The sequence below is a fragment of the Bacteroides sp. AF25-38AC genome (assembly GCF_003602995.1).
Lineage (GTDB): Bacteria > Bacteroidota > Bacteroidia > Bacteroidales > Bacteroidaceae > Bacteroides > Bacteroides uniformis.
On the sequence record NZ_QTMD01000029.1, the window covers coordinates 43,371 to 65,914 of the forward strand.

The 22,544-nt window shown below is 47.7% G+C and carries 16 protein-coding genes; 6 read left to right on the plus strand and 10 right to left on the minus strand.

Translation table 11 applies throughout. The annotated features are described in order from the left end of the window. Window positions 1–5: 5 nt before the first annotated feature. The 7 genes from DWY55_RS17175 to DWY55_RS17205 all read right to left on the minus strand — a co-directional run bounded on the left by DWY55_RS17175 (window position 6) and on the right by DWY55_RS17205 (window position 9,315). Entirely contained in the window at window positions 6–797 is a 792-nt protein-coding gene (locus DWY55_RS17175; RefSeq protein ID WP_005831481.1) for a cytochrome c biogenesis protein, read from the minus strand. Next, the gene (locus DWY55_RS17180; protein WP_005831483.1) at window positions 794–2,038 is read right to left on the minus strand and encodes a cytochrome c biogenesis protein ResB; all 1,245 of its coding nucleotides are present in this window, start codon (window positions 2,036–2,038) and stop codon (window positions 794–796) included. Before DWY55_RS17180 ends, DWY55_RS17175 begins: the two co-directional genes overlap by 4 nt. A 31-nt stretch (window positions 2,039–2,069) precedes the next feature. Continuing rightward, window positions 2,070–3,551 (minus strand): ammonia-forming cytochrome c nitrite reductase, encoded by a 1,482-nt coding sequence (gene nrfA / locus DWY55_RS17185; RefSeq protein WP_005831485.1) that lies wholly within the window; start codon window positions 3,549–3,551, stop codon window positions 2,070–2,072. 21 nt (window positions 3,552–3,572) lie between these two features. After that, window positions 3,573–4,163, minus strand: coding sequence for a cytochrome c nitrite reductase small subunit (nrfH, locus tag DWY55_RS17190; protein ID WP_005831487.1), 591 nt, complete (start codon window positions 4,161–4,163; stop codon window positions 3,573–3,575). A 197-nt stretch (window positions 4,164–4,360) separates the two neighbouring features. Next, window positions 4,361–5,554 (minus strand): PepSY-associated TM helix domain-containing protein, encoded by a 1,194-nt coding sequence (locus DWY55_RS17195; protein WP_022402016.1) that lies wholly within the window; start codon window positions 5,552–5,554, stop codon window positions 4,361–4,363. 7 nt (window positions 5,555–5,561) lie between these two features. Continuing rightward, window positions 5,562–6,965 carry a DUF4374 domain-containing protein gene (locus DWY55_RS17200; RefSeq protein WP_005831492.1) on the minus strand — a complete coding sequence of 468 codons (1,404 nt, stop codon included), beginning with the start codon at window positions 6,963–6,965 and terminating at the stop codon, window positions 5,562–5,564. A gap of 43 nt (window positions 6,966–7,008) precedes the next feature. Next, window positions 7,009–9,315: a TonB-dependent receptor gene (locus tag DWY55_RS17205; protein WP_009038190.1), complete on the minus strand. Its 2,307-nt coding sequence runs from the start codon at window positions 9,313–9,315 to the stop codon at window positions 7,009–7,011. 364 nt (window positions 9,316–9,679) lie between these two features. Here DWY55_RS17205 and eno point away from each other — a divergent pair, with 364 nt between their 5' ends. Then, window positions 9,680–10,960 (plus strand): phosphopyruvate hydratase, encoded by a 1,281-nt coding sequence (gene eno, locus DWY55_RS17210; protein WP_005831501.1) that lies wholly within the window; start codon window positions 9,680–9,682, stop codon window positions 10,958–10,960. A gap of 355 nt (window positions 10,961–11,315) precedes the next feature. Here the strand turns inward: eno and queF are convergent, their stop codons facing one another. From queF to DWY55_RS17225, 3 genes are all read right to left on the minus strand, one after another. Continuing rightward, a complete protein-coding gene (gene queF / locus DWY55_RS17215; RefSeq protein ID WP_008664917.1) occupies window positions 11,316–11,771 on the minus strand; it encodes a preQ(1) synthase in 456 nt (151 codons plus the stop codon). 31 nt (window positions 11,772–11,802) lie between these two features. Further along, window positions 11,803–12,459 carry a 7-cyano-7-deazaguanine synthase QueC gene (queC, locus tag DWY55_RS17220; protein WP_005831503.1) on the minus strand — a complete coding sequence of 219 codons (657 nt, stop codon included), beginning with the start codon at window positions 12,457–12,459 and terminating at the stop codon, window positions 11,803–11,805. A gap of 113 nt (window positions 12,460–12,572) precedes the next feature. Beyond that, entirely contained in the window at window positions 12,573–13,253 is a 681-nt protein-coding gene (locus tag DWY55_RS17225; protein ID WP_005831504.1) for a queuosine precursor transporter, read from the minus strand. Between the two features lie 622 nt (window positions 13,254–13,875). Here DWY55_RS17225 and DWY55_RS17230 point away from each other — a divergent pair. The 5 genes from DWY55_RS17230 (at window position 13,876) to DWY55_RS17250 (ending at window position 22,475) form a co-directional block, all read left to right on the plus strand. Beyond that, the gene (locus tag DWY55_RS17230) at window positions 13,876–17,109 is read left to right on the plus strand and encodes a SusC/RagA family TonB-linked outer membrane protein (RefSeq protein WP_009038188.1); all 3,234 of its coding nucleotides are present in this window, start codon (window positions 13,876–13,878) and stop codon (window positions 17,107–17,109) included. Window positions 17,110–17,124: 15 nt separating this feature from the next. Beyond that, window positions 17,125–18,915 (plus strand): RagB/SusD family nutrient uptake outer membrane protein, encoded by a 1,791-nt coding sequence (locus DWY55_RS17235; RefSeq protein ID WP_022402014.1) that lies wholly within the window; start codon window positions 17,125–17,127, stop codon window positions 18,913–18,915. Between the two features lie 27 nt (window positions 18,916–18,942). Continuing rightward, window positions 18,943–19,878: a hypothetical protein gene (locus DWY55_RS17240; RefSeq protein ID WP_016274291.1), complete on the plus strand. Its 936-nt coding sequence runs from the start codon at window positions 18,943–18,945 to the stop codon at window positions 19,876–19,878. A 12-nt stretch (window positions 19,879–19,890) separates the two neighbouring features. Continuing rightward, on the plus strand, window positions 19,891–21,018 hold the full coding sequence (locus tag DWY55_RS17245; RefSeq protein ID WP_005831514.1) for a glycosyl hydrolase family 18 protein: 1,128 nt from the start codon (window positions 19,891–19,893) through the stop codon (window positions 21,016–21,018). 176 nt (window positions 21,019–21,194) lie between these two features. Then, on the plus strand, window positions 21,195–22,475 hold the full coding sequence (locus tag DWY55_RS17250) for a hypothetical protein (RefSeq protein WP_005831518.1): 1,281 nt from the start codon (window positions 21,195–21,197) through the stop codon (window positions 22,473–22,475). Window positions 22,476–22,544 lie beyond the last annotated feature (69 nt).

The following is a 22,544-nucleotide window of genomic DNA, read 5'->3' on the forward strand; positions in this document are numbered from 1 at the left end:
GTATTTTAATTTAAGTTATACGTATGTACACTCACTCCTTGTGCCGAGGGCAAATAATTGATGCCGTACCAGCACATTTGCAACAGCAGAAAAGATACAAGCAGGCCGACCAATGCCTTGCGATGTGCCGCGGGACGCCCCAGACGGAAATGGATATATGCCAGATAGGAAAACCAGGTAGCCGCCGCCCAAGTCTCTTTAGGGTCCCATGCCCAATAGTGTCCCCAAGCAGCTTTTGCCCAGACGGCACCGGACAGCATACCCAGCGTCATGAAAGCAAGCCCTACATAAGTCAAGTTATCGCACAGAGCCATCTCATGCCTTTCAATCCCCTTCTTCTTGAACCACAGCAGGTAGACAGCCATCACCGTAGCGGCACCCAGCATGGCGTAGGCAAACATATAAACAATGACATGAGGAGTGAACCACGGGCTCTGCAAGGCGGGCATCAAAGTCTTATTGTGTATTTCGGGCTTGAATATATTGATGCAGACAAACACCAGTGACAAAATGGTACTGAAACCGAGAATCCATTTATACTTCCAACGGCCATAAGTGATGATTCCCGCCAACGGAAGAAAAAACGAATACCACAGACGGGTCTCTCCCATCGTCCGCATCGGAGGACGTTCCAAAGAAATCCACATACCGACAATGAAACTGAAAAAGACAACCAGTCCCAGGCAGGTAAAGGTATATACCACTGCCGGGCGTTTTCCACGCCATGCAGCGAAAGCTCCCCATCCCCAGAAGAGTAAAGCGACAATGGCAAACAGAGCAAAATAATCCCAACTCATACCGTCTCCTCCTTTCTTTCTTCTTTTCCTTTTGGTGCATTGACAAACAAGCAGACTGCTCCCAGCACCATCATTATAATGCCGGCATATACAGCCGGGAGCCAGGGGTCGCGCACCAGTTCAAAGACACTGACATCACTCCACCGTCCCTTCGTCTCGTCATAGCTCAATTGATAAATATTCCACCCGGATATCTTCAACGGACGATTCACCTCGATAGTGTCTTCCACCACATCTCCCGCCTGCGTATAAACCGTAACAGCAGACACAAACCGTTGCGGCTCACGTTCGGGCATCACCAGACTGGTCTGCTCCGACAAACGCAATGCCTTATAGGGGAACATGAAGCTGCCGCAACTCACCCATCCCTCCTTCGACTGTCCGGAGGCGGTGTTCACCGCTTTCAGATAAACGGCATAGGCAGCTCCCATCGAATGGAATTCAGTAAACTTTAAGGTATCTTCCGTAGCCACGGAGGCAGCCATAGGAATGGTTTGAAAAATGGAGATGTCCCAATCCAGCAATTTTCCCCGTTCCACCTTCTCTTCCAGCAACAAATGTTCCGGCATATCCTTCGGCAGTGCCTGCCCCGTCTCATTGTCTATCAGCATCAGTTTGGGAGGATACTCGTGTATAGTAAATTCTTTCAGCTCAACAGCAAGCGGAAGTTCCGTCAGCTTGCCGCCCTCATCTATGGCACGCCATTCGGTCTTGCCCAATTGGGTAATCATTTTAAGACGCTGCATATCCGCATTGCCCAGCGTTGCCGTCAGAAGGGCAACAAACAAGCCGGCATGATTCAGCAGAAAAGGAATCTTACGCACATTGAAGGGGATAGCGGCACGGAGAATAGTCATCCCTAAGACAGCAACCAGCCAGACATAAAGTAACACAAACGGCCCAAAAGAAAGCATTTTCGAAAAGCCGATGACATCTGCCGAAGGATGGGTGGAGGGAACCTGCCGTACCAACCCCATAATGACAGTGATAGCCGCCACACAGACCAGGGAAGAAACTGCAGCCGTATAATGACTGAGCCATCCGAAACAATACACCCGTTTGCGAAGCCCATGCATCCCTGCCAGCAACAGCAAGAACAGCACCAGAACAATGATATTGACCGGCCATGCAAACAAGCCCCAACGAATGCCTCCAACGCTCCACTGTAACAGCAAGCCCGTGACAAACAGTCCTGCCCCACAGATAAAACCTTCCTTATACCCCCACGGTTTCTTCCACATCTTCTGATTTATGATTTGACGATGTACAAATTTATTTTAGTGCTAACCGGTTGTTAGCTTTCGCTTTTTCCAGCCAAGCCGGTGCTGTAGTCTTCAGGAAATTGTCCTTTGCAGCTCTTTCGGCATCCATATCGAGCCCGATATATTCCTGCGCCTTGTCTTTGGTGGAGATATCCGGCATAGGAACATTGTCTGTATATCCATGCTTCGCCAGCACCTTGGAGATAGCCAAACGCGCCTGCATGGCTCTATCCAACCCATGAGACAAGACACGCTGGATTTCTTGCGGTGCGTGGAAAGAGCCACCGTGAGATGCCACACCGAAGTCCCAACGCCATTGTGCCTGACGAATCAGCGCCAACACATCTTTCATCTGCTCTTCCGTAGCTCCCTTATCCCAAGCAAATTTAGCTTCGATATGGGCTTTGGCAAGTTCCTGCTCCAAGCGGTTACGGATTTCATTGGCCTTGCGCTGGCGTTCGTAGACGTTGTTGCGCAAAGTTTCCTCACTTTCGCGGTGGCAGGTTTGGCAGGTACGGTCTATCATAGCCAACGGACTCTGTATATGGTGGTCGCTGAACTTCACGCCACCTTCACTCTTATAAGGCATGTGGCAGTCCGCACACGATACGCCACGCTGGCCGTGAATCCCCATCTGGGCTATTTCAAAATCGGGGTGCTGCGCTTTCAGGATAGGGGTACGGCTCAACTTGTGTATATAGTCGTAGAAACCAGCCTCATCATAATAGGCTTCCATGTCTTCCACCGTAAAACCTTTGTCCCAGGGGAAAGTCAGGTACTTGCCGTCGCCCTTGAAGTAATACTCCACATGGCACTGCGCACATACCAGTGAACGCATCTCCTGCGGAGTGGCCTTGGTAATATCCTTGCCTTGGCGTTCAAAAGCCTCTATCAAAGCCGGACGGCTGATATGCAGGTTCATGTTTTCCGGTTCGTGGCAGTCGGCACAACCAATCGGGTTTACAATTTCATCGCCCAAAGCGCCCCACTTATTGTTATAGAAAGCATCCACACCGATAGCTTCCATCATGCGGGGCACATCGGGGCTCTTGCAAGTCCAGCAAGTAGAAGGCTGCGGGCCATCCGTAGCAGTGGCAGGCGCACCGGTACGAAGAGTTGCCGTAATGTCCTCGATGGCATGCATATGTCCGCGCGGAGTGGAATAGTCCTTGGAGAAGGCATATCCCGCCCAGAGCACTACCATCTCGGGACGCTGTTCCAATACATCCACAGCCACATTTCCATTGAATTCACTCTGGAAGTCGGTCTTGGCAGTTTCAGTCCATGTCTGATACTCACGGGGGAAATCACTCTTAAAGACTTCGTTGCGTGCCTCAATTCCCTCAATCACTGTTTTGCGGTTATTGAATACACTTGCCAGCTCGGCCCTGCGCTCCATCAAGGCAGAAACACATAGCCCCAAGACAAATACAACGACCATTGAACCACCGAACAACAGCCATCCTTGCCACGATTTTAATCTCTTTTCCATATCTATGAAGATTTATTGTTATTATTCCTTTATCAGTTTCTGCAACCACTCCGGCACGGGAGATTCCGGATAGGGTACCAATGCAGCGGGTGTAGACGAAAGACTGTTCATTCCACCATGAGGCACGTCGCGGTGGCAATCCCAGCATGCCTTTCCGTCGCCGGTGAGGGTCATCATGTAGTCTATTTTACCAGCATCCACAAACTCGTTGGTCAGTTGCGTATGGCAACGGATGCAATTATTCATAATGACCTGCGCACTTGCTGCCTCGGCTTGGATAGCCTGCGGTTCGCTTTTAGTGAGAAAGGCACCCACGTGCTTCATGCCGTCCATGCCTTTGAAAGCCCATTTCTTTACTATATTTTCATGAGGGACATGGCAATCGTTACAAGTGGCATCCCGGCTGTGGGAACTGTGCATCCAGGTTGCATAATAAGAAGCCATGATGTGGCAGTTGACACATGCCGCAGGGTCATCTCCCAGATAAGTGTGCGCCCGGAGAAGATACATAAACAAGCCTCCGCCGCCGACGAGGACACCGCATACAATGAGTGCCGTTACTTTCCATCTGTAGGACGGAAATAGTTTACTTATGATTGGTAACTTCGCCATAAAATGAATATTTTCAGCAAAAATAGGCAGTTACAATCTAAAAAAGTGTAATCATGATTACATTTTTCCATTTATTTTTCAGTATTTTTAATAAAGCATTCATTCTCCAGACATACCTATATGAAAACGTCCACAAAACACGCACGCCTGCGCATCTTGTGGACATCTTCATCCTTTTATAAAACTGCCTGCTTTTTCTAAGCAACTTTCTTTAATTGTATGTTCGCTTTCCTACTGCCCTTCCGAATCAATCTGCGAATCCAAAGATAATAGCCCGTCAGCGGCAAGCTGGCCCCTACCAAAGCGGCAAGGAAACTCAATATGCGGGTGGTCAGCCCTCCCCAACTGCCTACATGAACGGAGAATATCCAGCCACGGATTTTTCCTGAAGCGTCGGCATCCTTATATAAGGTAGCCCCGGTGATTTCACCGCTACGGGGATTGAACGTATAGCGGTCGGCAGCACGCTGGTTGCCCAACCGATTGAAAGAAACCGTAGCAGAGCCTTTGAACACGGTAATCTGTTTATAATCAGGATTGAGTTCCTTCAGTTCTTCGTAAACCTTCTGCCAGCTTGTAAAAGGAGAGAAAGAATTTCTTTCACGATGCTCACCTCCCGGTCTGCCACCAGACCGGCCTTGAGCCCGTTCTCCTCCCTGGGCAGCAGTTTGTGCCGAAGCACCATGTCCTCCACCCCCTTGCGTGGTTTCCACTCCGAAAACTTTGTAGAAGCCGGTGCGGTACCAGGAGAAAGACCATGACAGTCCCGTAAGCGCCATTACCAACAGAAGAACCAGCGTGTACATACCGCCTGCCACATGCAGGTCATAGCAGAACCGACGCCAACCCTTACCGGAAACAATCTTCAAACTGTTCTTCAAAGCCTTTTTTGTACGGGGCCACCAGATGACAATGCCCGATATCAGGACAAAGACAAACATCAGCGTGGCAGTGCCCACAATCATTTTCCCCCAGAAGATGCCTCCATCGGGCTTCATGCTGTCCAGCAACCAGCGATGCAGGCGGAACATGGTCGTGAAAAACGGCGCACGCTCATACTTGCCCTTTATCTCACCCGTATACTGGTCTACATAGACGGAAGCACGACGAGGTTTGGAAAGGTTCACCTGCCAGGCACGCTCCGGAGCAGACGAGGCTGTGACACCCGTCACAGAAACACTATCCGGCAGAGTAGCGGCCACTTTTTCGGCCACCTTGCCCATGGGAAGCGGTGCCGGCCCGACTTTCTCCACATAGTAGAGGTCGCGGTGGCAGAGCTCCATCACCTCCGTCTCGAATACCAGCATGGCTCCGGAAAAACAGATAAGGGTAATCAGTAGCCCGAAGGGGACTGAAAGCCATAAATGTATCTTACGAAAAACTTTCTTCATAGGAGCTTTATTCCAGTTTACCTACACCGTTCAGTTGGGTTGCATTGACAACCAGACCTTTGGTAGCTGTTGCATTGGCAGGGTCTACCTTATAGATGGCAGGATAGCCGGAAGAGGTAGTGACTGCCACATATGCGTTGCCATTTTCCATGTACGGGGTATTACCAAAGCCAGAGACATCGCTTGGAAGGCCGTTCACATAAGTCAAAGCTCCAGTGGAGGCATTGAAGACGGCAAGTTGGTTGGCAACCTTGTCTGATGCCGTAATTGCCTTATCATACATCAGCAGCAGGAAATAATTACCTGAAATATACCAAGTCCGCAAGAAAGAGGCGCCATTGGCTTTCTCTTCAAGATTATAGTAATAAGCGGCATCAAATTCTTCTGCTTTGGTATCGATGCGTACAACTCCAGCAGGCAATGTAGTCTGCTGACGCGAATCACTCATGGTCTTGGCATAGCTCGGAGAAAATACATATACATAGCCGTCGTCGGCAAGCCAGTTCATCTGGTAGTACTGTGAACGGTTACGTCCGGCAGCATAACTGATTTTGTCTGTAGTGATGACCTTATGAGAATTCAGTGTCTGATCACCAAAGATAGCGATATGGCATTCATTAGGATACTGGGTCCATTGCAATTCGTCCTTCTCATAGGCACCGCTACCCTGCCCGCCGGATTCTGTCTTTATTAAATCCTCATTACCGGAAAGCACCCACTTGTAGCTACCGTCTTCGTTCTTCTGCATGCAACCATACTGGCTAAGCCCCATGGGAATGGCTGCTGCATAAACCTTACTGCCCACTTGTTCTATACCGGCCAGTGTTACGTATTCACCATTTTCAAGGAAATTTTCGGCAAGAAATGGAGTATCCTTTGTTACCGAGTTCTTTGTATAAGTCTGTTTCTCGACATCCAGATAGGAAATCAAAAAAGATTGGGGAGTATATCCATTTGCATCATTCAGTTCCGTAGGGCCGTCGCCGGTAGAAGTCGTCATTATAAATTGGTCATAATAGCCGTAGGTAGTGAAACGATTGACGTTATACTCCTGGCTACGTTTTTCCAGTTCACCGTTTGTATTCATAATGAACGACTGGGTAGTGCCTGCATTTCCCTGGTGATAGTTCAAGGCATACAGATATTTGTTTCCGTAGAACACCCAGTAAGTAGCCCCATCGTTCACAAGGCCATTGCCGGCAGCAGTAATTTCACCGCTTTCCAGTGACTCGGCTGTCAGCAGGACAGGAACGGAGCTACCTGAAACTGTAGCCGTGGCAGCTATCACATAGTTACCCTTTGAACCGGAACCGGAGCCGGAACCCGGTTCGTCTGTGTCTGTACAAGAAATTAAAGCCATTCCGGTCATTGCCATTGCCAAGAGGCCGGACAAAAGATAATTCTTCTTCATTTGTTCTTCTTATTAATTACACCTATTAAAACCATTATATTTATTAATCACCAAAATGTACACGTACCTTGCCATAGAACGCACGCCCGGCTTTCTGAAGACTGAAATTGTCGTACAAATCCTCGTTCGTGAAGTTGCGGCATTCAAACGAGATATTATAGCGGCCATTCTTCAGACTATAGCTCAATGTCAGGTTATGGGAGAACTGGTCGGGTACCATGAAATCCTTGTTCTTGCTACCGATGGCCTGCGAATAGTAGGAGAAGCTGTGCATGTACTGGTTGTCGTAAGTCACGGACAGCATATTCCCTTTCTTCCAGAGGTCGCGCCAATAGAAGTTTACGTCAAAATCAGCAAACTGATAGGGCACATTGGGAATGCGTGCCTTGTAACCGAGATTTTCCACAGAGTTGCCGGTACTGCCGATTTGCATCTTCTCATTGTCACGCACATTCATCTGCGTGAAGTTGCCGCCCACACTCAGCCAGCGTCCGAAGCCATAGCGTGCCGATACATTGTATCCCTTCGTCAGCACCTTGCCGTAGTTGGTATAAGTGGCCCCTTCTTTTCCTCCGCTCAAGTCCTGGATATTGCGCTGGATATAATCCTTCGTATTGCGGTATACCACACCGCCTTCCACGTAGACAGAATGTTTTCCAAAACTCCGGGAATAACTCAGGTTCAAGTTGATGTTGTCACTTTTCTCGGGACGGATGCCGATGTCTCCACTCTCCAGGTCTTCGTCACCAAACATCTCTTCGATAGTGGGCAGGCGGTAAGCTTTTTCATAAGAGAGCTTCGCCTGCAAGCCGGGCAGGATGAAGTAGGTTCCGGCAGCACCATATCCCCAAGAGTCTACCGTACGGCTGGTGCGTACATAATTACTACCGGTATCATCCTCGGCCATAGGTCCTGCCACATACTGGCGGTAGTATTTGCCGAATGCCGAGAAGTTCCACTTTTCGGAAGGCATCAGGCGGTATGACAAACCGGAGATATTCTTGCGGGTCTGCTTGGCAATGGCATCCGTCTGTTCTTCCACCGCCAACAGTGAAGTATTATCACGCTGGAATGCACTCAACACATGATTGAAAGTCAGCATGTGGACTCTGGCAATGCGGTAATTCAAGGTCAATGTACCGTTCCAATTGTCATTATCGGCACGGGAATACTGGCGGGACTGTTCGCCGGGACTGTTCAGCGGATGTTTCTCACCAAGCCAGTTGTATTCATAGCGGGCAGTATCCACATTCGTAGTGGCATTGCGATTGTAGTTGGCTGTCAACACCATATCCAGCCCCTTGATTATCAAGTTGCGTTTGCTGTATTCCATCGAAGGCATTAGTGAATGACCGAAGCGGTGCTTTTCTCCGAAGACTGTCTTCTGGCGTACACCGGTCTGTATGTCCTTGTACATGTGCGAATAGGTGAAACCGAACATCAGCCGGTCTGCCCAACTTTTGTCCACAATACCCGCTTTGGCCACAATGGCTTCGTTGTGGTAAGTATCATTGAAACGCTTCACGCGCACCTTCTCACTTTCGTTGAAACTGCCCGTCTCAAAATCCTTTACCGGCGCATCTACATGATAATCGTTGTCCGAGTAGTTTTGAAAGGCATTGATTTCATAGCTGAAACCGTTCTTGAAAGTCTGTCCGAAGTTAACGTATGAGCGGTGGGTATTGAACGAGCCGTAAGAATAAGAAGCATCCAGGAACCAGTTCCGGCGTTTCTTGTTGGTAACAATATTGATGACACCGCCAATGGCATCCGTACCGAAGCCCACGGGAACTACACCCTTATATACCTCTATACGGTCGGCAAAGCTCACCGGAATATTGTTCAGGCTGAAGGAGCTTCCCACACCTTCCTGCGGCACACCGTCAATGAACACCTTGACGTGCTTTCCGCTAAAACCGTCCAGCATCAACTGCATATCCGAACCTACCCCACCCGACTCACGGAGTTTCATGCCCGGAGCCTTGGTCAAGGCATCGCTCAGATTCTTCGTGGTGTTCTGGAGTTCCTTTGTATCGACTGCCACAGCATTGAATGCCGACCTCTTCACCCGGCTTACTCCGGTAGAAACGATAGTCACCTCGTCCAGCTGTTGCGTTTCGGGAGCGATGGTTATGTTCAGCTTCATCCGCTCATCATTGACCAGTTTCACCTTTTTCTCCACCTTTGTATAACCTACGGCAGACACCACCAGCGTATAGTCGCCGGCAGGCGCCTTGATGTGATAGAGGCCTTCCTGATTCGTGGTTCCTCCATAACTCGTCCCTTTCAGATAAACAGTCGCAAAATCCACCGTTTCTTTTTCCGTAGAAATGATTCTACCCGAAATCATCCCTCCTCTCCTCTGCGCATGTACAGACAGAGAAGCCAACAGAAGGAAAAACAGCAGCGAGAATTTAAGTGTATATGCTTTCAATTTTATAATAATTATAATGTTGTTAGTAAACCGGTGCAAAGGTCATTATTAACAGCCAGCTGTGCAATCGCTTATTGTAGGTAATTATATGGAGTGGATTTATCGTATATATCATATTACGCAATCACCATTGATGGGTATTATCAATAATAAATCTAAAAAAAGAGGAGCCGGGAAATGAAAAACCCCTATTTATAGGTATTGCCCAATATGCCTTTTTGTACGACCTTTGCTGCAAATTAAAACAAGACAACGGACAATAAATTATTAAAGTTTAAGTATGAAAATTGAAAAGATTGTAGCCCGTGAAATCCTTGATTCACGCGGCAATCCCACAGTAGAAGTGGACGTTATTCTGGAATGTGGTGTTATGGGACGCGCAGCAGTGCCTTCCGGTGCTTCTACCGGCGAGCACGAAGCGCTGGAACTTCGCGATGGCGACAAGCAACGCTACGGTGGTAAAGGTACACTAAAAGCAGTAGAAAACGTCAACAAGATAATCGCACCGGCACTGATTGGCTGGTCGTCACTGGAACAGCGTACCATCGACCACAAGATGCTTGAGTTGGACGGCACGCCTACCAAATCCAAGCTGGGTGCCAACGCCATTCTGGGTGTCTCACTGGCAGTAGCCAAAGCCGCTGCCAATTATCTCGATATACCTTTATACAGATATATCGGTGGAGTAAATACCTACGTAATGCCGGTCCCGATGATGAATATCATCAATGGAGGTTCACACAGCGACGCTCCTATCGCTTTCCAAGAATTTATGATTCGGCCGGTAGGCGCCTCTTCCTTCCGTGAAGGCCTGCGCATGGGAGCCGAAGTATTCCACGCCTTGAAAAAAGTGTTGCACGACCGCGGCCTCAGCACTGCCGTAGGTGACGAAGGCGGTTTTGCACCGGCACTGGCAGGAACAGAAGATGCGCTGGACTCCATCATGAGCGCCATCAAGGCTGCCGGCTACGAACCGGGCAAGGATGTGAAAATCGGTATGGACTGTGCCTCATCCGAGTTCTTTAAGAACGGTATCTATGACTACTCCATCTTTGAAGGCGAAAATGGTAAAAAACGTACTGCCGACGAACAAATAGCTTACTTGGAAGATTTGATTAATAACTACCCGATTGACTCCATCGAGGATGGCATGAGCGAAAACGACTGGGAAGGCTGGAAGAAGTTGACCGAACGCATCGGCAACCGTTGCCAGCTGGTTGGCGACGACCTGTTCGTGACTAACGTGGAATTCCTTGAAAAAGGTATTGCCATGGGCTGCGCCAATTCCATCCTTATCAAAGTCAATCAAATCGGTTCACTCAGTGAAACGCTGGATGCTATCGAAATGGCACACCGCCACGGTTATACCACAGTGACTTCTCACCGTTCCGGCGAAACCGAGGACGCCACCATTGCAGACATTGCCGTTGCCACCAACAGCGGACAAATCAAGACCGGTTCTCTGAGCCGCTCCGACCGCATGGCGAAGTACAACCAACTATTGCGCATCGAAGAAGAACTGGGTAACCTTGCTGTCTATGGCTACAAAAGAATAAAATAACCCTTTGTAGTGAATAAGTCATAAAGAGGGAATAGCGTCTTTGGGAAAAGGCGCTATTTTTATTAAAGAATCGTCTATATCTTTGCAAAAGTCATCCCCTACTATCCTCTATAGGAAAGATTCTTTCCAAGATGGTAGCAGGTTAATGTTTCATTGACTAAAGACTATTCGTCCGACAGTCGTTACATTATCGTCCGACATATGTTTAATTATCGTCCGATAGCTGTTGGACGATAATTAAACATATGTCGGACGAATAGTTTTTAGTAAGCAAGAATATAAAATATAGCGGCGCAACAATCATTTGCTCCCAAAGCCTCCCTTTATTATTTACGGAGGCCTTCAAAAACAGTCCTCATTCACGGTTCATCAAACGATGCTCTGCCATCTGCTCGAACTTCGTGCCGGGACGTCCGTAATTGGCATACGGATAAATGGAGATGCCTCCGCGCGGGGTGAAGATACCCGTCACCTCAATATACTTAGGGTTCATCAAATGAATGAGGTCTTTCATTATGATGTTCACGCAATCCTCGTGGAAAGCACCATGATTGCGGAAGCTGAACAAGTAGAGTTTCAAACTCTTGCTCTCTACCATCTTGACATCGGGGATATAGCAAATACGGATTTCCGCAAAGTCCGGTTGCCCCGTGATGGGACAGAGGCTGGTGAATTCGGGGCAGTTGAAACGCACCCAGTAGTCATTGCCGGGATGCTTGTTATCAAATGCCTCCAATACTTCGGGGGCATAGTCCTGACGGTATTCTGTCTTTCTCCCCAAAAGGGAAAGTTGGTCTTTCAATTCTGTCATAGCCATATATTTTTAGTGATACAAGTGTGCCTCATTTAGTAGAAGCCAAAAACTTTTCCAATCCTTCTCTGCGCAACGTGCATGCCGGGCAGTGTCCACAACCATCTCCCGGGATACCGTTATAACAAGTCAGCGTTTCGTGACGTATAAGTTCGAGCACTCCAAGCTCGTCTGCCAGCGCCCAGGTCTCCGCTTTGTCAATCCACATCAGTGGTGTGTGCAGTACGAATTGCTCGTCCATAGCCAGGTTCAGCGTCACGTTAAGCGACTTGATGAAAGCATCCCGGCAATCGGGATAACCGCTGAAATCGGTCTGCGACACCCCCGTCACAATATGATTAATCCCCCGCTCGCGGGCGTAGACGGCGGCTATACTCAGGAAAAACAGATTGCGTCCCGGCACAAAAGTATTCGGAAAGCTGTCTGCCGGCTTCTCCTGGTCCATCTCCATGCCGGCATCTGTCAATGAGTTATGTCCCAGCCGGCCGATAAAGGAAACATCCATTACTTCGAACTCCACACCTGCCTTACGGGCAATGGCCCTCGCCAAGTCCACTTCCTTCTGATGTTTCTGTCCATACAGAAAACTCAGCGCATACACTTTCTTAAATTCACGTTTTGCCCAAAAGAGGCAAGTGGTCGAGTCCTGCCCGCCACTGAATACCACCAAAGCAGTGTCCCTATTCATCTTGTTAAAAGCCTCTCCCCTTGCCCTCCCCCGTAGGGAGGGAAACAGAGAGGGCATTGCTAATTATTTGTTTGACATAATAACTGATTTCCCCTCACTACGGGTAAGGGGCTTTAAATATCGCCTATTTTCCATACTTTATAGGAGATGCCTTCATCATAGACATCACTACCGTCTATCCGCTTAATAGCTTTTACCACACGGATAGTCACAGGCAGTATCAATACCTCGTACATGGACTTCAGCAGAATCTGGATACACATCATCACCAGCAACTCCCGCCATGCAATGATTCCTCCGAACGCCACCGGAAAGAAAATCAACGAGTCTGCCGTCTCACCAACCACCGTCGACCAAATGGCACGTGCGGAGAAATTACGCCCGTTGCTTGCCAGTTTCATGCGGCTCATTACGTAGGCATTCAGAAAAGAGCCCACCAAGAATGCCGTCAGACTGGCTATGACAATACGGGGCGCCATTCCAAAAACAAAATTGAAATGCGCGGCACCATCCCAGAAAGGGGCGGCAGGCAACGCCACGGCTATCAGTCCCAGCATTACCACAAAAAAGTTCATGGCAAAACCGCTCCAGATAATCAGGCGGGCTTTACGAAAGCCCCAAACCTCGGCAATGCAATCGTTGATAATATAAGAAATCGGGAAGACCAGCAATCCGGCTGTTACGGTAATACCAAAAACCTGGATAACTTTAGTCTCAAGAAGATTGGCTGCAATCAGGCATACATTGAACAGAATGCCCAGCAACATAAAAGGTACAGATACTTTTTGTTTCATACTCCTGTTTTTTACGTGGTGTTCTAGAATACACGACCGCTATTCACGGCATCATACATTTTAAATCCGGTTGCAAAGGTACAACAAGTTTTGCAAATGAACAAACAACATATATTTTAACTAAAACTCAAGCAAGACAAAGCTCCTTTTTTTTATTCGAAGTAATTACAGACAGTGCATATTTAGTTAACGAGACTTAAATAAGATTTTCCAAACCAAGAATATTATTTACAATAGTTTTAAAAAACACAAACCAACAGCATAAAAATCAATATATTAACTGATTTTAGCACAAAATCAAAAACATGCAACCAAGTTTGCTCTCAAACAAGATTTCATTCACGCAAATTTCTTAAGCAAATAAAATAATGGACAACATATTTTAATACATACGATTCTATATTTTAAATAATGAAAATTAGGATTATATTTGATAACAACAATCCGGAAGCTCTGGAAAGCACATTGATATTAACCAAGAATATACCATATTATATATAGTAACCTTAGAAAAACAATGAATGCCTATGATTTACCCGAAAGCCCCAAGACACTATTAGTGTCATCTTCTATTCAACCTATTTATTTTGAGATCCATTAGCTTAAACAAAAAACATCTATTATGAATGAAAATCGTAAACGAGGAACATCGAACAACAAAATCCTCACAGCAATTGCCATCGCCTCCCTATTTATAGGAAGCAGCAAAATCATGGCAATAGAGACCTACTCGGAAAATTCATTCGGAGTGACAGAACAGATGCAGGCACAAACAGCCCGCGGTATCATTGTCGACCAGAATGGAGAGCCTATCATCGGAGCAAGTATCTTGGAAAAAGGTACTACCAATGGAGTTACCACCGACTTATACGGTAAATTCTCGCTAAACGTAAAAAGAGGTGCCACCCTGGTCATTTCCTACATCGGTTATAAGACGCAGGAAGCCAAAGCAGATGCCAACATGAAAATCACCCTTACAGAAGATTCCGAACTACTGGATGAAGTAGTTGTTGTCGGTTACGGTGTACAGAAAAAGAAACTTGTCACCGGCGCCACTGTACAAGTAAAAGGAGAAGACATAGCCAAGCTGAACACTGTGGATGCCCTGGGCGCTTTGCAGAGCCAGTCACCGGGTGTCAACATCACGCAGAACAACGGCTTCCTGGGTTCGGGCTTTAAGGTGAATATCCGCGGTATCGGTACTACCGGAACCTTCTCCCCGCTTTATGTGGTAGATGGAGTTGCCAACGGTAGCATCGACGGACTGAACCCGAGTGACATTGAATCTTTGGACGTCTTGAAGGATGCCGCTTCTGCCGCCATCTATGGTGCGCGTGCTGCCAACGGCGTTATCCTGATTACCACCAAACGAGGTAAAACCGGCGTTGCCGAAGTCAGTTACGACGGCTATGTCGGCGTGCAGAACCTTTACAAAATCCCTACTATCCTCAATGCCCAAGAGTACATGATGATGCAGGATGAAGGCCGTGTAATGGACGGATTGAGTCCGTACAACTGGGCGACCTATATTCCGGAAAGGGATTTGCAGGCCATACAGAACGGAACATGGAAAGGGACAAACTGGCTGAAGGAAGTGCTGAATGAAGATGCATTGGTACAGAACCACGCAGTCAACATCACCGGAGGAACAGACCGTTCCAGATATGCCATAGGTATTTCATACACCAACCAAGAAGCCACCATGGGAGTTCCCGGCGAATTTCCAGAAATGAACCGCTACAACTTCCGTGTCAACTCGGACCACGTAGTCATGAAAAAAGGCAATCTTGACTTCTTGAAAGTGGGCGAAACCATCAACTACAAATATTCGCAAACGCAAGGTTCATTCGGAACCGGCGGCATTTATTGGAACGGAGTGCACAATATGCTCATCATGAGCCCGTTGATGCACCCTTACAATTCAGACGGGGGCTACTACCTCTATGCAGACCAGGAAAAGGATAACTACAAATGGGATATCTCCAACGGAGCCAATAAAAACCCGATAGCTTATCTGGACTACTATATGAACCAGAACCTAAGCAAGTCCCATTACATGCAGAGCAGCTTCTATGCAGAACTGCAACCCATCAAGAACCTGCGTATCAAGAGCCAGTTCGGTTACATCATGGGAGCCTCCAGTTATCGTTCCTATTTGCCGAGATTCGATTATCTGAGTGCGTCACTCAACAACGCAGAAGACAAGGTTACCCAATCCATGTCTATGTATAACCGTTGGTCATGGGACAATACAGCCAACTACATCTTCAATATCGATGACCACAACATCGACGTCCTGGTAGGTCAGAGTATTGAAAAATGGGGTATGGGAGAAGAAATGAGCGGTTCAGCCATAGGCTCAAACTTCTATGATTTCAAGCACGCTTATTTGTCCAATGTTCCATTGACCGCCAACAGTGTGTCCTCCTTGACTGGCAAGCCTAACGGGGAAGGTTCCATCGCCTCCTTCTTCGGACGTGTCAACTACAACTATCAGGAGAAATACATGGCTTCTGTCATCATGCGTGCGGACGGTTCCTCCACTTTTGCCCGCGGACACCGCTGGGGATACTTCCCTTCAGTATCCGCAGGATGGGTTATCAGCAACGAGTCCTTCATGTCAGGAATCAAATGGCTGGACTTCTTAAAGCTACGCGCTTCCTGGGGGCAAAACGGTAACTGTAATGTATCTACTTTCCAATATCTTTCACTGATAACTTCCAACAACGGATATGGCGGTTATACGTTCGGCGACTCCATGGACCTCATCAGTACCGGTTCATACGCCTACCGACTGACCAACCCGGACCTTACCTGGGAAACACAGGAGCAATTGAATTTCGGTATCGATGCACGCTTCTTGAACAACCGCCTGGGCTTTGAATTCGACTGGTATAACAAAAATACCAGAGACTGGCTGGTTACGGCTCCGGTACTCTCTTCCTTCGGTGCCAATGCAGTGTCCGTCAATGGCGGTAATGTAAAAAACACGGGTATTGAAGTAGGACTCCACTGGAACGACAACATCGGAAAGGATTTCCAATATGGAGCCAACCTGACCCTTGCTCACAACAAGAATGAAGTGACCAAGATTGCCAACAAAGACGGAATCATCCACGGTAGCGGCAGCGTTCTGTGGGAAGGAGCCGAAGAGTGCTTCCGTGCTGAAGTAGGCAAACCCATCGGCTACTTCTACGGCTACAAGAGTAACGGCATATTCCAGAACCAGGAACAGATAGACAACTACAAAGGTCCGAAACTGAACGGCGACAAGACACAGCCGGGTGACGTAATCTGGGCAGACACCGACAATAGCGGTACGCTCGATGCCAATGACCGTACTATGATAGGTAACCCGAATCCCGACCTGACAATGGGACTTTCCCTGAATGCCAGCTGGAAGGCCATTGACTTCTCAATCACTACTTACGGCGCATTCGGCCAGCAGATTCTGAAGTGTTATCGTGACTTCTCCTCCTCACCCTTGAATAACTATACAGCAGAGATATTCCAACGCTGGCACGGCGAAGGTACGTCCAACAAGTTCCCGAGACTGTCCAGCGCTTCCAGCTCCAACTGGAACAGAGTATCAGACATTTACATCGAAGATGGAGACTATCTCAAGATAAAGAACATCACTGTGGGATTCGACTTCAAGAAAGCATTCAAGAAGTTACCGGTACAACAGCTGCGCCTGTATCTGACCGCACAGAACCTCTTTACCTTCACCGGCTATTCCGGTATGGACCCGGAAATCGGTTACGGTGGCGACGATTATGGTTGGGCATCAGGCATCGACCTGGGCTACTACCCCAGTGCACGTACCTATATGATAGGCTTAAATGTAAAATTCTAATTAACCGAAGAAATTATGAAAAAGATATTATTCATAGCATCAGCAATACTGATTCTTCTTTCAGGATGCGAAAACTTCCTCGATTCGGAACTTTTGACCGAAAAGACAACCGCCAACTTCCCGGAGACAGAAAAGGATGCCCAAGAGATGGTGACGGCCATATACGCCCATCTGTTGTTTGAAAGTCCTGAAACCTCTTCCCAGTATTACATTGCCCAGTTGGCAGGTGACGACTGTCTGGGAGGCAACCTCTCCTACTCCAACAACTGTGCCACCAACTTCCTTATGTACAGTGGCAATCTGAATACATTTGCCGGTATCTGGGACCGTTGCTACACCCTTATCAACCGTGCCAACAATGCCATCAACACAATGGAGAATGTGAAATCATGGTCCAGCGAGAGCGAACGTAACCGACTTTTCGGTGAGTCCTACTTCCTACGTGCCATGGCTTATTATGAGCTGGCACAAGTCTTTGGCGGAGTTCCTTTACGCACCACACTGGAAAGTACCAACCTGCCGCGTGCATCCGTAGACGAAATCTACACCCAGATTGCAGCCGACTTGAAAAACGCTATCGAAATGATGCCGGCAAAGATTTATCCGAAAGGCTCAGACATGACCGGACACGCTACAAAATATGCTGCCGAAGCCATGATGGCACGTGTATTCCTTTTCTATACCGGACGCTACGAAAAAAACGAGCTCCCCAACGGAACTACCAAAGAGGAGGTCATCTCTTGGATAGATGACTGTGTAAACAACTCCGGTCATAAACTGGTGTCCGACCAACGCAACATCTGGGCCTACACCAACGATGCTACCGAAGACAATACCGAAGGGTTCCGTTACCAATACGTTATCAACCATAACCTGAAATGGGAAGGAAACAGTTCCGACGAAACTTTATTCGCCAACAAGCATAACCTGAAATCCGACTGGACCTATACCTGGTTCTCCAACACATGCGCGCAATTCTATTCACCGTCTGCCGACAACTATTCCAACAAAGACAGTTATCCCTTCGGCACCGGTTGGGGAGCTGGCCCTGTATCTCCGGCTATGGTCAACGAATGGAAAGACTGGGCCGCCAAGCAGACCTATACGGACGGTTACAAGGAGGATCCCCGTCTGACCGGTTCCATATGGTCGTACAAAGCACTTGATCCGAATGTTGCCGGCAATGTACTGATGGACTGCACCATGGACGAGGGTGAACCGGAATATACCGTATCCTATCGTTACTATGAACAAACCGGCTATTTCCAGAAAAAATACATCAATATCAATTCCTACAATGAAGGCAAAATCGAACCTTTCGGCAAGCAGATGTTCCCCGGAATATCTTCGCAGACATCCCAACAGCTACTCCAAATAGCCGACTTGATTCATATCCGTTTTGCCGACGTTCTGCTCATGCAGTCCGAGCTGAAACAAGACGCTACGGGTCTGAACAAGGTACGTGCCCGCTCCCACTTGGCTCCGGTGGCCTACTCCCTGGAAGCCATCAAGCAGGAACGCCGCTGGGAACTTGCATTCGAGTCCATCCGCTGGTGGGATATCCTTCGCTGGTCGGGTCCTTCGCTTGAGGAAGCCGGTGACATACTCAACAAACAGACCGGGTTCAATATAATAAATGCCGCTACGGTGGTACCGATGGTCAAATTCGACTATAAGAAACGCCTACAAGCAACCCAAGGCTACTGGCCCATTCCGCAAGACGAAATCGACATCTCCAATGGAGTCCTTGAGCAGAATCCAGGCTGGGATGCATCTGCCCAGTTCTCGGATTGGAACAATATGTAAGAGTATTAACCTATAAATAAAGACAATATGAAAGTAACAAAAATATTGATAGCAATGCTTGCTTCAGCCTTCATCGTTACTGCATGCGATCCTATCGAAGACGAAGACTTGCGAGACAAATATGTGACTGATGCCGGTACACCCATAACCAAGGAGGCATTACAAGCCGCCATATCCATTACCCAACCCTTCCCCAACCAAGACGGAGTAGTGGAAGGCGACCAGTATATCGCCCTGAAAAACTCCCGCCCGGACATTGGCGGTTCATGGCACATAGAATGGGGGGGCGAAGGAAGTAAACAAAGTAAGACTCTGGTCACGGACAACGCTACGGTCATCATGGAGTCCAATGCGGACTATTCCATCTACTATATGGGCATTTCCGCCAATCAGATTATCAAGACAGATCCGGTTGTAGTGACTGTGACCAATGTATTCGACGATTGGTCCACTTACTTCACCGGTGCAACCGACAAGAGTGACAAATCTGCCAAGAAGACCTGGAAATTCCGTGAAGTCAGCTGGGGTTCCGTCTGCAATATGGGGGCTCATGGAGGCTGGAAATATACCAGTGCAGGCTATACTCCCGAATCAAATTTTGCCTGGTGGGCCAATGTCACTGCCGCCGAAGCGGGAGACCAGTCCATGGTATTCGAATTCGACGGAAACAAGATGAAAACCTATGATGCCAGCGGAAACCTGAAGGCAGAAGGTACTTTCTCCTTCACACACGAAAAACCGGAAGACGGAGTACTGGGTGAACTGATAACAAGTATCCCCACCATCGGAGGAAATTATGACGACAACGGACAAAGCGTAGGCAGCAACAAATTCTGGCTGCTGACACTGGATGAGAACTATATCACAATCTATCATCCCGGCAAGTATAGCGGTGGTGTGGATTGGGACGACAGCGGCTGGTATGCTTATTTCAAGACTGAAGCAGAAACCGATTCTGAATAATATGCACTCTCTATGAAAAGGAAACTGCTATTTATAATAGCTACTGTCTTTCTAGTAGCTGCATGTCACAATGACGACTACATGCCCGGACTGCCAGCTCCGGGAAATGAAGACAACGAGACCGAAATGGCCGAGCAGGTTGCAGGCCGGGTTGCATTGGGCTACGTCACTTATTATGGCACATCCATACCCGATGCCAAATACCTGACCCACATAAACTACGCTTTTGCAGAATTATATGTTAAAAACGGAATTTATGAAAAGTTTGGCCTGCAAGGTGATAAATCCCGTTTTGATAAGGTAAAGAAAATAAAGAGCCAGTATCCACATGTGAAGATATTACTCTCTTTTACCAATAGCGTTTCCAATACTGACAATTCCCAGGACGGAGGTTTCTCCGCCCTGGCGAAGAGTCCGGAAATGCGCAAGCAATTCGCACAAGACTGCAAAGCCTTTGTTTCGAGTGAGGGCATAGACGGTATTGACATTGACTGGGAATTTCCCGGTATGACTTTCAGCAGCAATGCCTATGACGAGTTGGTAGATGTGGAAAACTTCACCCTATTGATGAAAGACCTGCGTGCAGCGTTGGGGCAGTCCACCCTATTGACCTATGCAGGTTATTGCATGGACAAGCGTCCCCAAGGCGAAGGCTATAAATATATTGATGTAAAGGCCGTAGACCCGTATGTAGATTTCGTCAATATCATGGCCTATGATCTGGTTGATGCCCCCCAGCATCAATCAGCATTGAACAAGCCAAGTAATTACTGGGACTGCCAGCGTTCCGTAGACGAATACCTGAATGCAGGGGTATCTGCCGACAAATTAGTGTTGGGAATTCCGTTCTACGGAAGAGCCGATTTCAATGCCGGCGGCAGCATCAATTATCGGGATATTCTCAACCTGAGTAAGGATGACGGCTATGTCATCGAAAATTGGGATACAGAAGGCAATGTCCCCTATGTCACCAAAAACGGCAGTTTCTACTGTGGTTACGACAATCCCCGCAGTATTGCCGCAAAAGGTGAATGGATATTAAAAAATGGCATGAAAGGCATGATGTTCTGGGATTATGAAGGCGATGACACCATGGGAACCCTACGCAAAGCGCTGTGGAATGCCGTCATGAAAAAATAAGTAACTTAACACACATTCTCAGGAGGTTATTCCGGAAATTAGGGTAAGGGTAATTTTGCATACGATCTTCATTCAAGGCAAGAATACTGACGGAATAACCTCCTTTCCTCCTCCAAGACTACAAAACCTTTTTTCATTTAAGTTGTTGAAAGCACATTCATCAAAACCTAACTTAAATGAAAACAATCTTAAAAGCAATGTTTCTGTTGTGCGTAGCCGGACTTCCCTTGTCCACTATCCATGCACAAAAAAAAGAGATTATCGATGACGAAGCCCCCAACGGCATTGTCATAGTTACTATCGACAAAGCGGGCGACGAGATTATCCGCATCATGAATGAGTCACAATTGCCTTACATCCATGACCCGAAAGCTCCCCGCTTCTTATTGATGGACAAACAAGGCAAATTCGCCCTGGGTATCGGAGGGTATGTCCGTGCCACCGGCGAGTATGATTTTGGAGGTATTGTGGATGATATTGACTTTGTTCCTGCCAACATTCCAAGCAGTAGTAAAATCAAAAATCAATTTCAAATGGATGCCAGTACGGCCACTATCTTTCTGAAATTAGTCGGACACACCCGGCTATTGGGTGACTTCACAGTCTATACAGCCGGAAATTTCCGAGGAGGAGACAAAACATTCCAGCTACGGAATGCTTATATGTCATTCCGAAATATAACGGTGGGATATACTTACGGCGGTTTCATGGACTTAGGCGCCCTCCCCTCCACCATTGACTTCCAGGGGCCCAACGGTGCCACGTTCTACCGCGCTACACAATTGTCATATACTTATAAAGGGCTGAAAGACTTTCGTTTCCAAGCTTCCATCGAGGCGCCTGCCGTTGACGGCACAACAAGCAGCCAATTCGAAATTGCCCAGCAACGCATGCCGGACTTCACAGCTTCGGCACAATACAGTTGGAACAGCAGCAGTCATCTGCGTATAGGAGGTATCATCCGCAGCATGACATATACCAGCACGAAAAGGGACAAGGCTTCCAGCGTCACCGGATACGGTGTACAAGCCTCAACGACCTTCAACCTCGGTAAAAAATGGCAGGCATTCGGACAAGTCAACTATGGTAAAGGTATCGGGCAATACCTGAATGACATCAGTAATCTGAACGTCGATATTGTCCCCAATCCCGAAAAGGAAGGCAAAATGCAGGCATTGCCCATGCTGGGCTGGTATGCAGGTCTACAATATAACATTTCTCCAAAGATATTCCTTTCAAGCACTTACAGCATGTCCCGCCTTTACTCTGAAGACGGTTATCCCAACGACCTGCCAAGTACCTACCGCTACGGACAGTATTTCGTAGCCAACGTATTCTGGAACGTAACCCCGAACATGCAGGTAGGCGCTGAATATCTGCGTGGCTGGCGCACCAACTTCGACAATTCCACCAACCATGCCAACCGTATGAACCTGCTTGTACAGTATTCTTTCTAATCCAATATAAAATAGGGACTGTCGTTAAATTCCGTCATTATGAGTCAATCGGCAGACTGTCCCGGTAAT

Coding starts and splice junctions, on each gene's coding strand:
- DWY55_RS17175 (WP_005831481.1), bottom strand. CDS start 797: ATGAGTTGGGATTATTTTGCTCTGTTTGCCATTGTCGCTTTACTCTTC.
- DWY55_RS17180 (WP_005831483.1), bottom strand. CDS start 2,038: ATGTGGAAGAAACCGTGGGGGTATAAGGAAGGTTTTATCTGTGGGGCA.
- nrfA (WP_005831485.1), bottom strand. CDS start 3,551: ATGGAAAAGAGATTAAAATCGTGGCAAGGATGGCTGTTGTTCGGTGGT.
- nrfH (WP_005831487.1), bottom strand. CDS start 4,163: ATGGCGAAGTTACCAATCATAAGTAAACTATTTCCGTCCTACAGATGG.
- DWY55_RS17195 (WP_022402016.1), bottom strand. CDS start 5,554: ATGAAGAAAGTTTTTCGTAAGATACATTTATGGCTTTCAGTCCCCTTC.
- DWY55_RS17200 (WP_005831492.1), bottom strand. CDS start 6,965: ATGAAGAAGAATTATCTTTTGTCCGGCCTCTTGGCAATGGCAATGACC.
- DWY55_RS17205 (WP_009038190.1), bottom strand. CDS start 9,315: ATGATTTCGGGTAGAATCATTTCTACGGAAAAAGAAACGGTGGATTTT.
- eno (WP_005831501.1), top strand. CDS start 9,680: ATGAAAATTGAAAAGATTGTAGCCCGTGAAATCCTTGATTCACGCGGC.
- queF (WP_008664917.1), bottom strand. CDS start 11,771: ATGACAGAATTGAAAGACCAACTTTCCCTTTTGGGGAGAAAGACAGAA.
- queC (WP_005831503.1), bottom strand. CDS start 12,459: ATGAATAGGGACACTGCTTTGGTGGTATTCAGTGGCGGGCAGGACTCG.
- DWY55_RS17225 (WP_005831504.1), bottom strand. CDS start 13,253: ATGAAACAAAAAGTATCTGTACCTTTTATGTTGCTGGGCATTCTGTTC.
- DWY55_RS17230 (WP_009038188.1), top strand. CDS start 13,876: ATGAATGAAAATCGTAAACGAGGAACATCGAACAACAAAATCCTCACA.
- DWY55_RS17235 (WP_022402014.1), top strand. CDS start 17,125: ATGAAAAAGATATTATTCATAGCATCAGCAATACTGATTCTTCTTTCA.
- DWY55_RS17240 (WP_016274291.1), top strand. CDS start 18,943: ATGAAAGTAACAAAAATATTGATAGCAATGCTTGCTTCAGCCTTCATC.
- DWY55_RS17245 (WP_005831514.1), top strand. CDS start 19,891: ATGAAAAGGAAACTGCTATTTATAATAGCTACTGTCTTTCTAGTAGCT.
- DWY55_RS17250 (WP_005831518.1), top strand. CDS start 21,195: ATGAAAACAATCTTAAAAGCAATGTTTCTGTTGTGCGTAGCCGGACTT.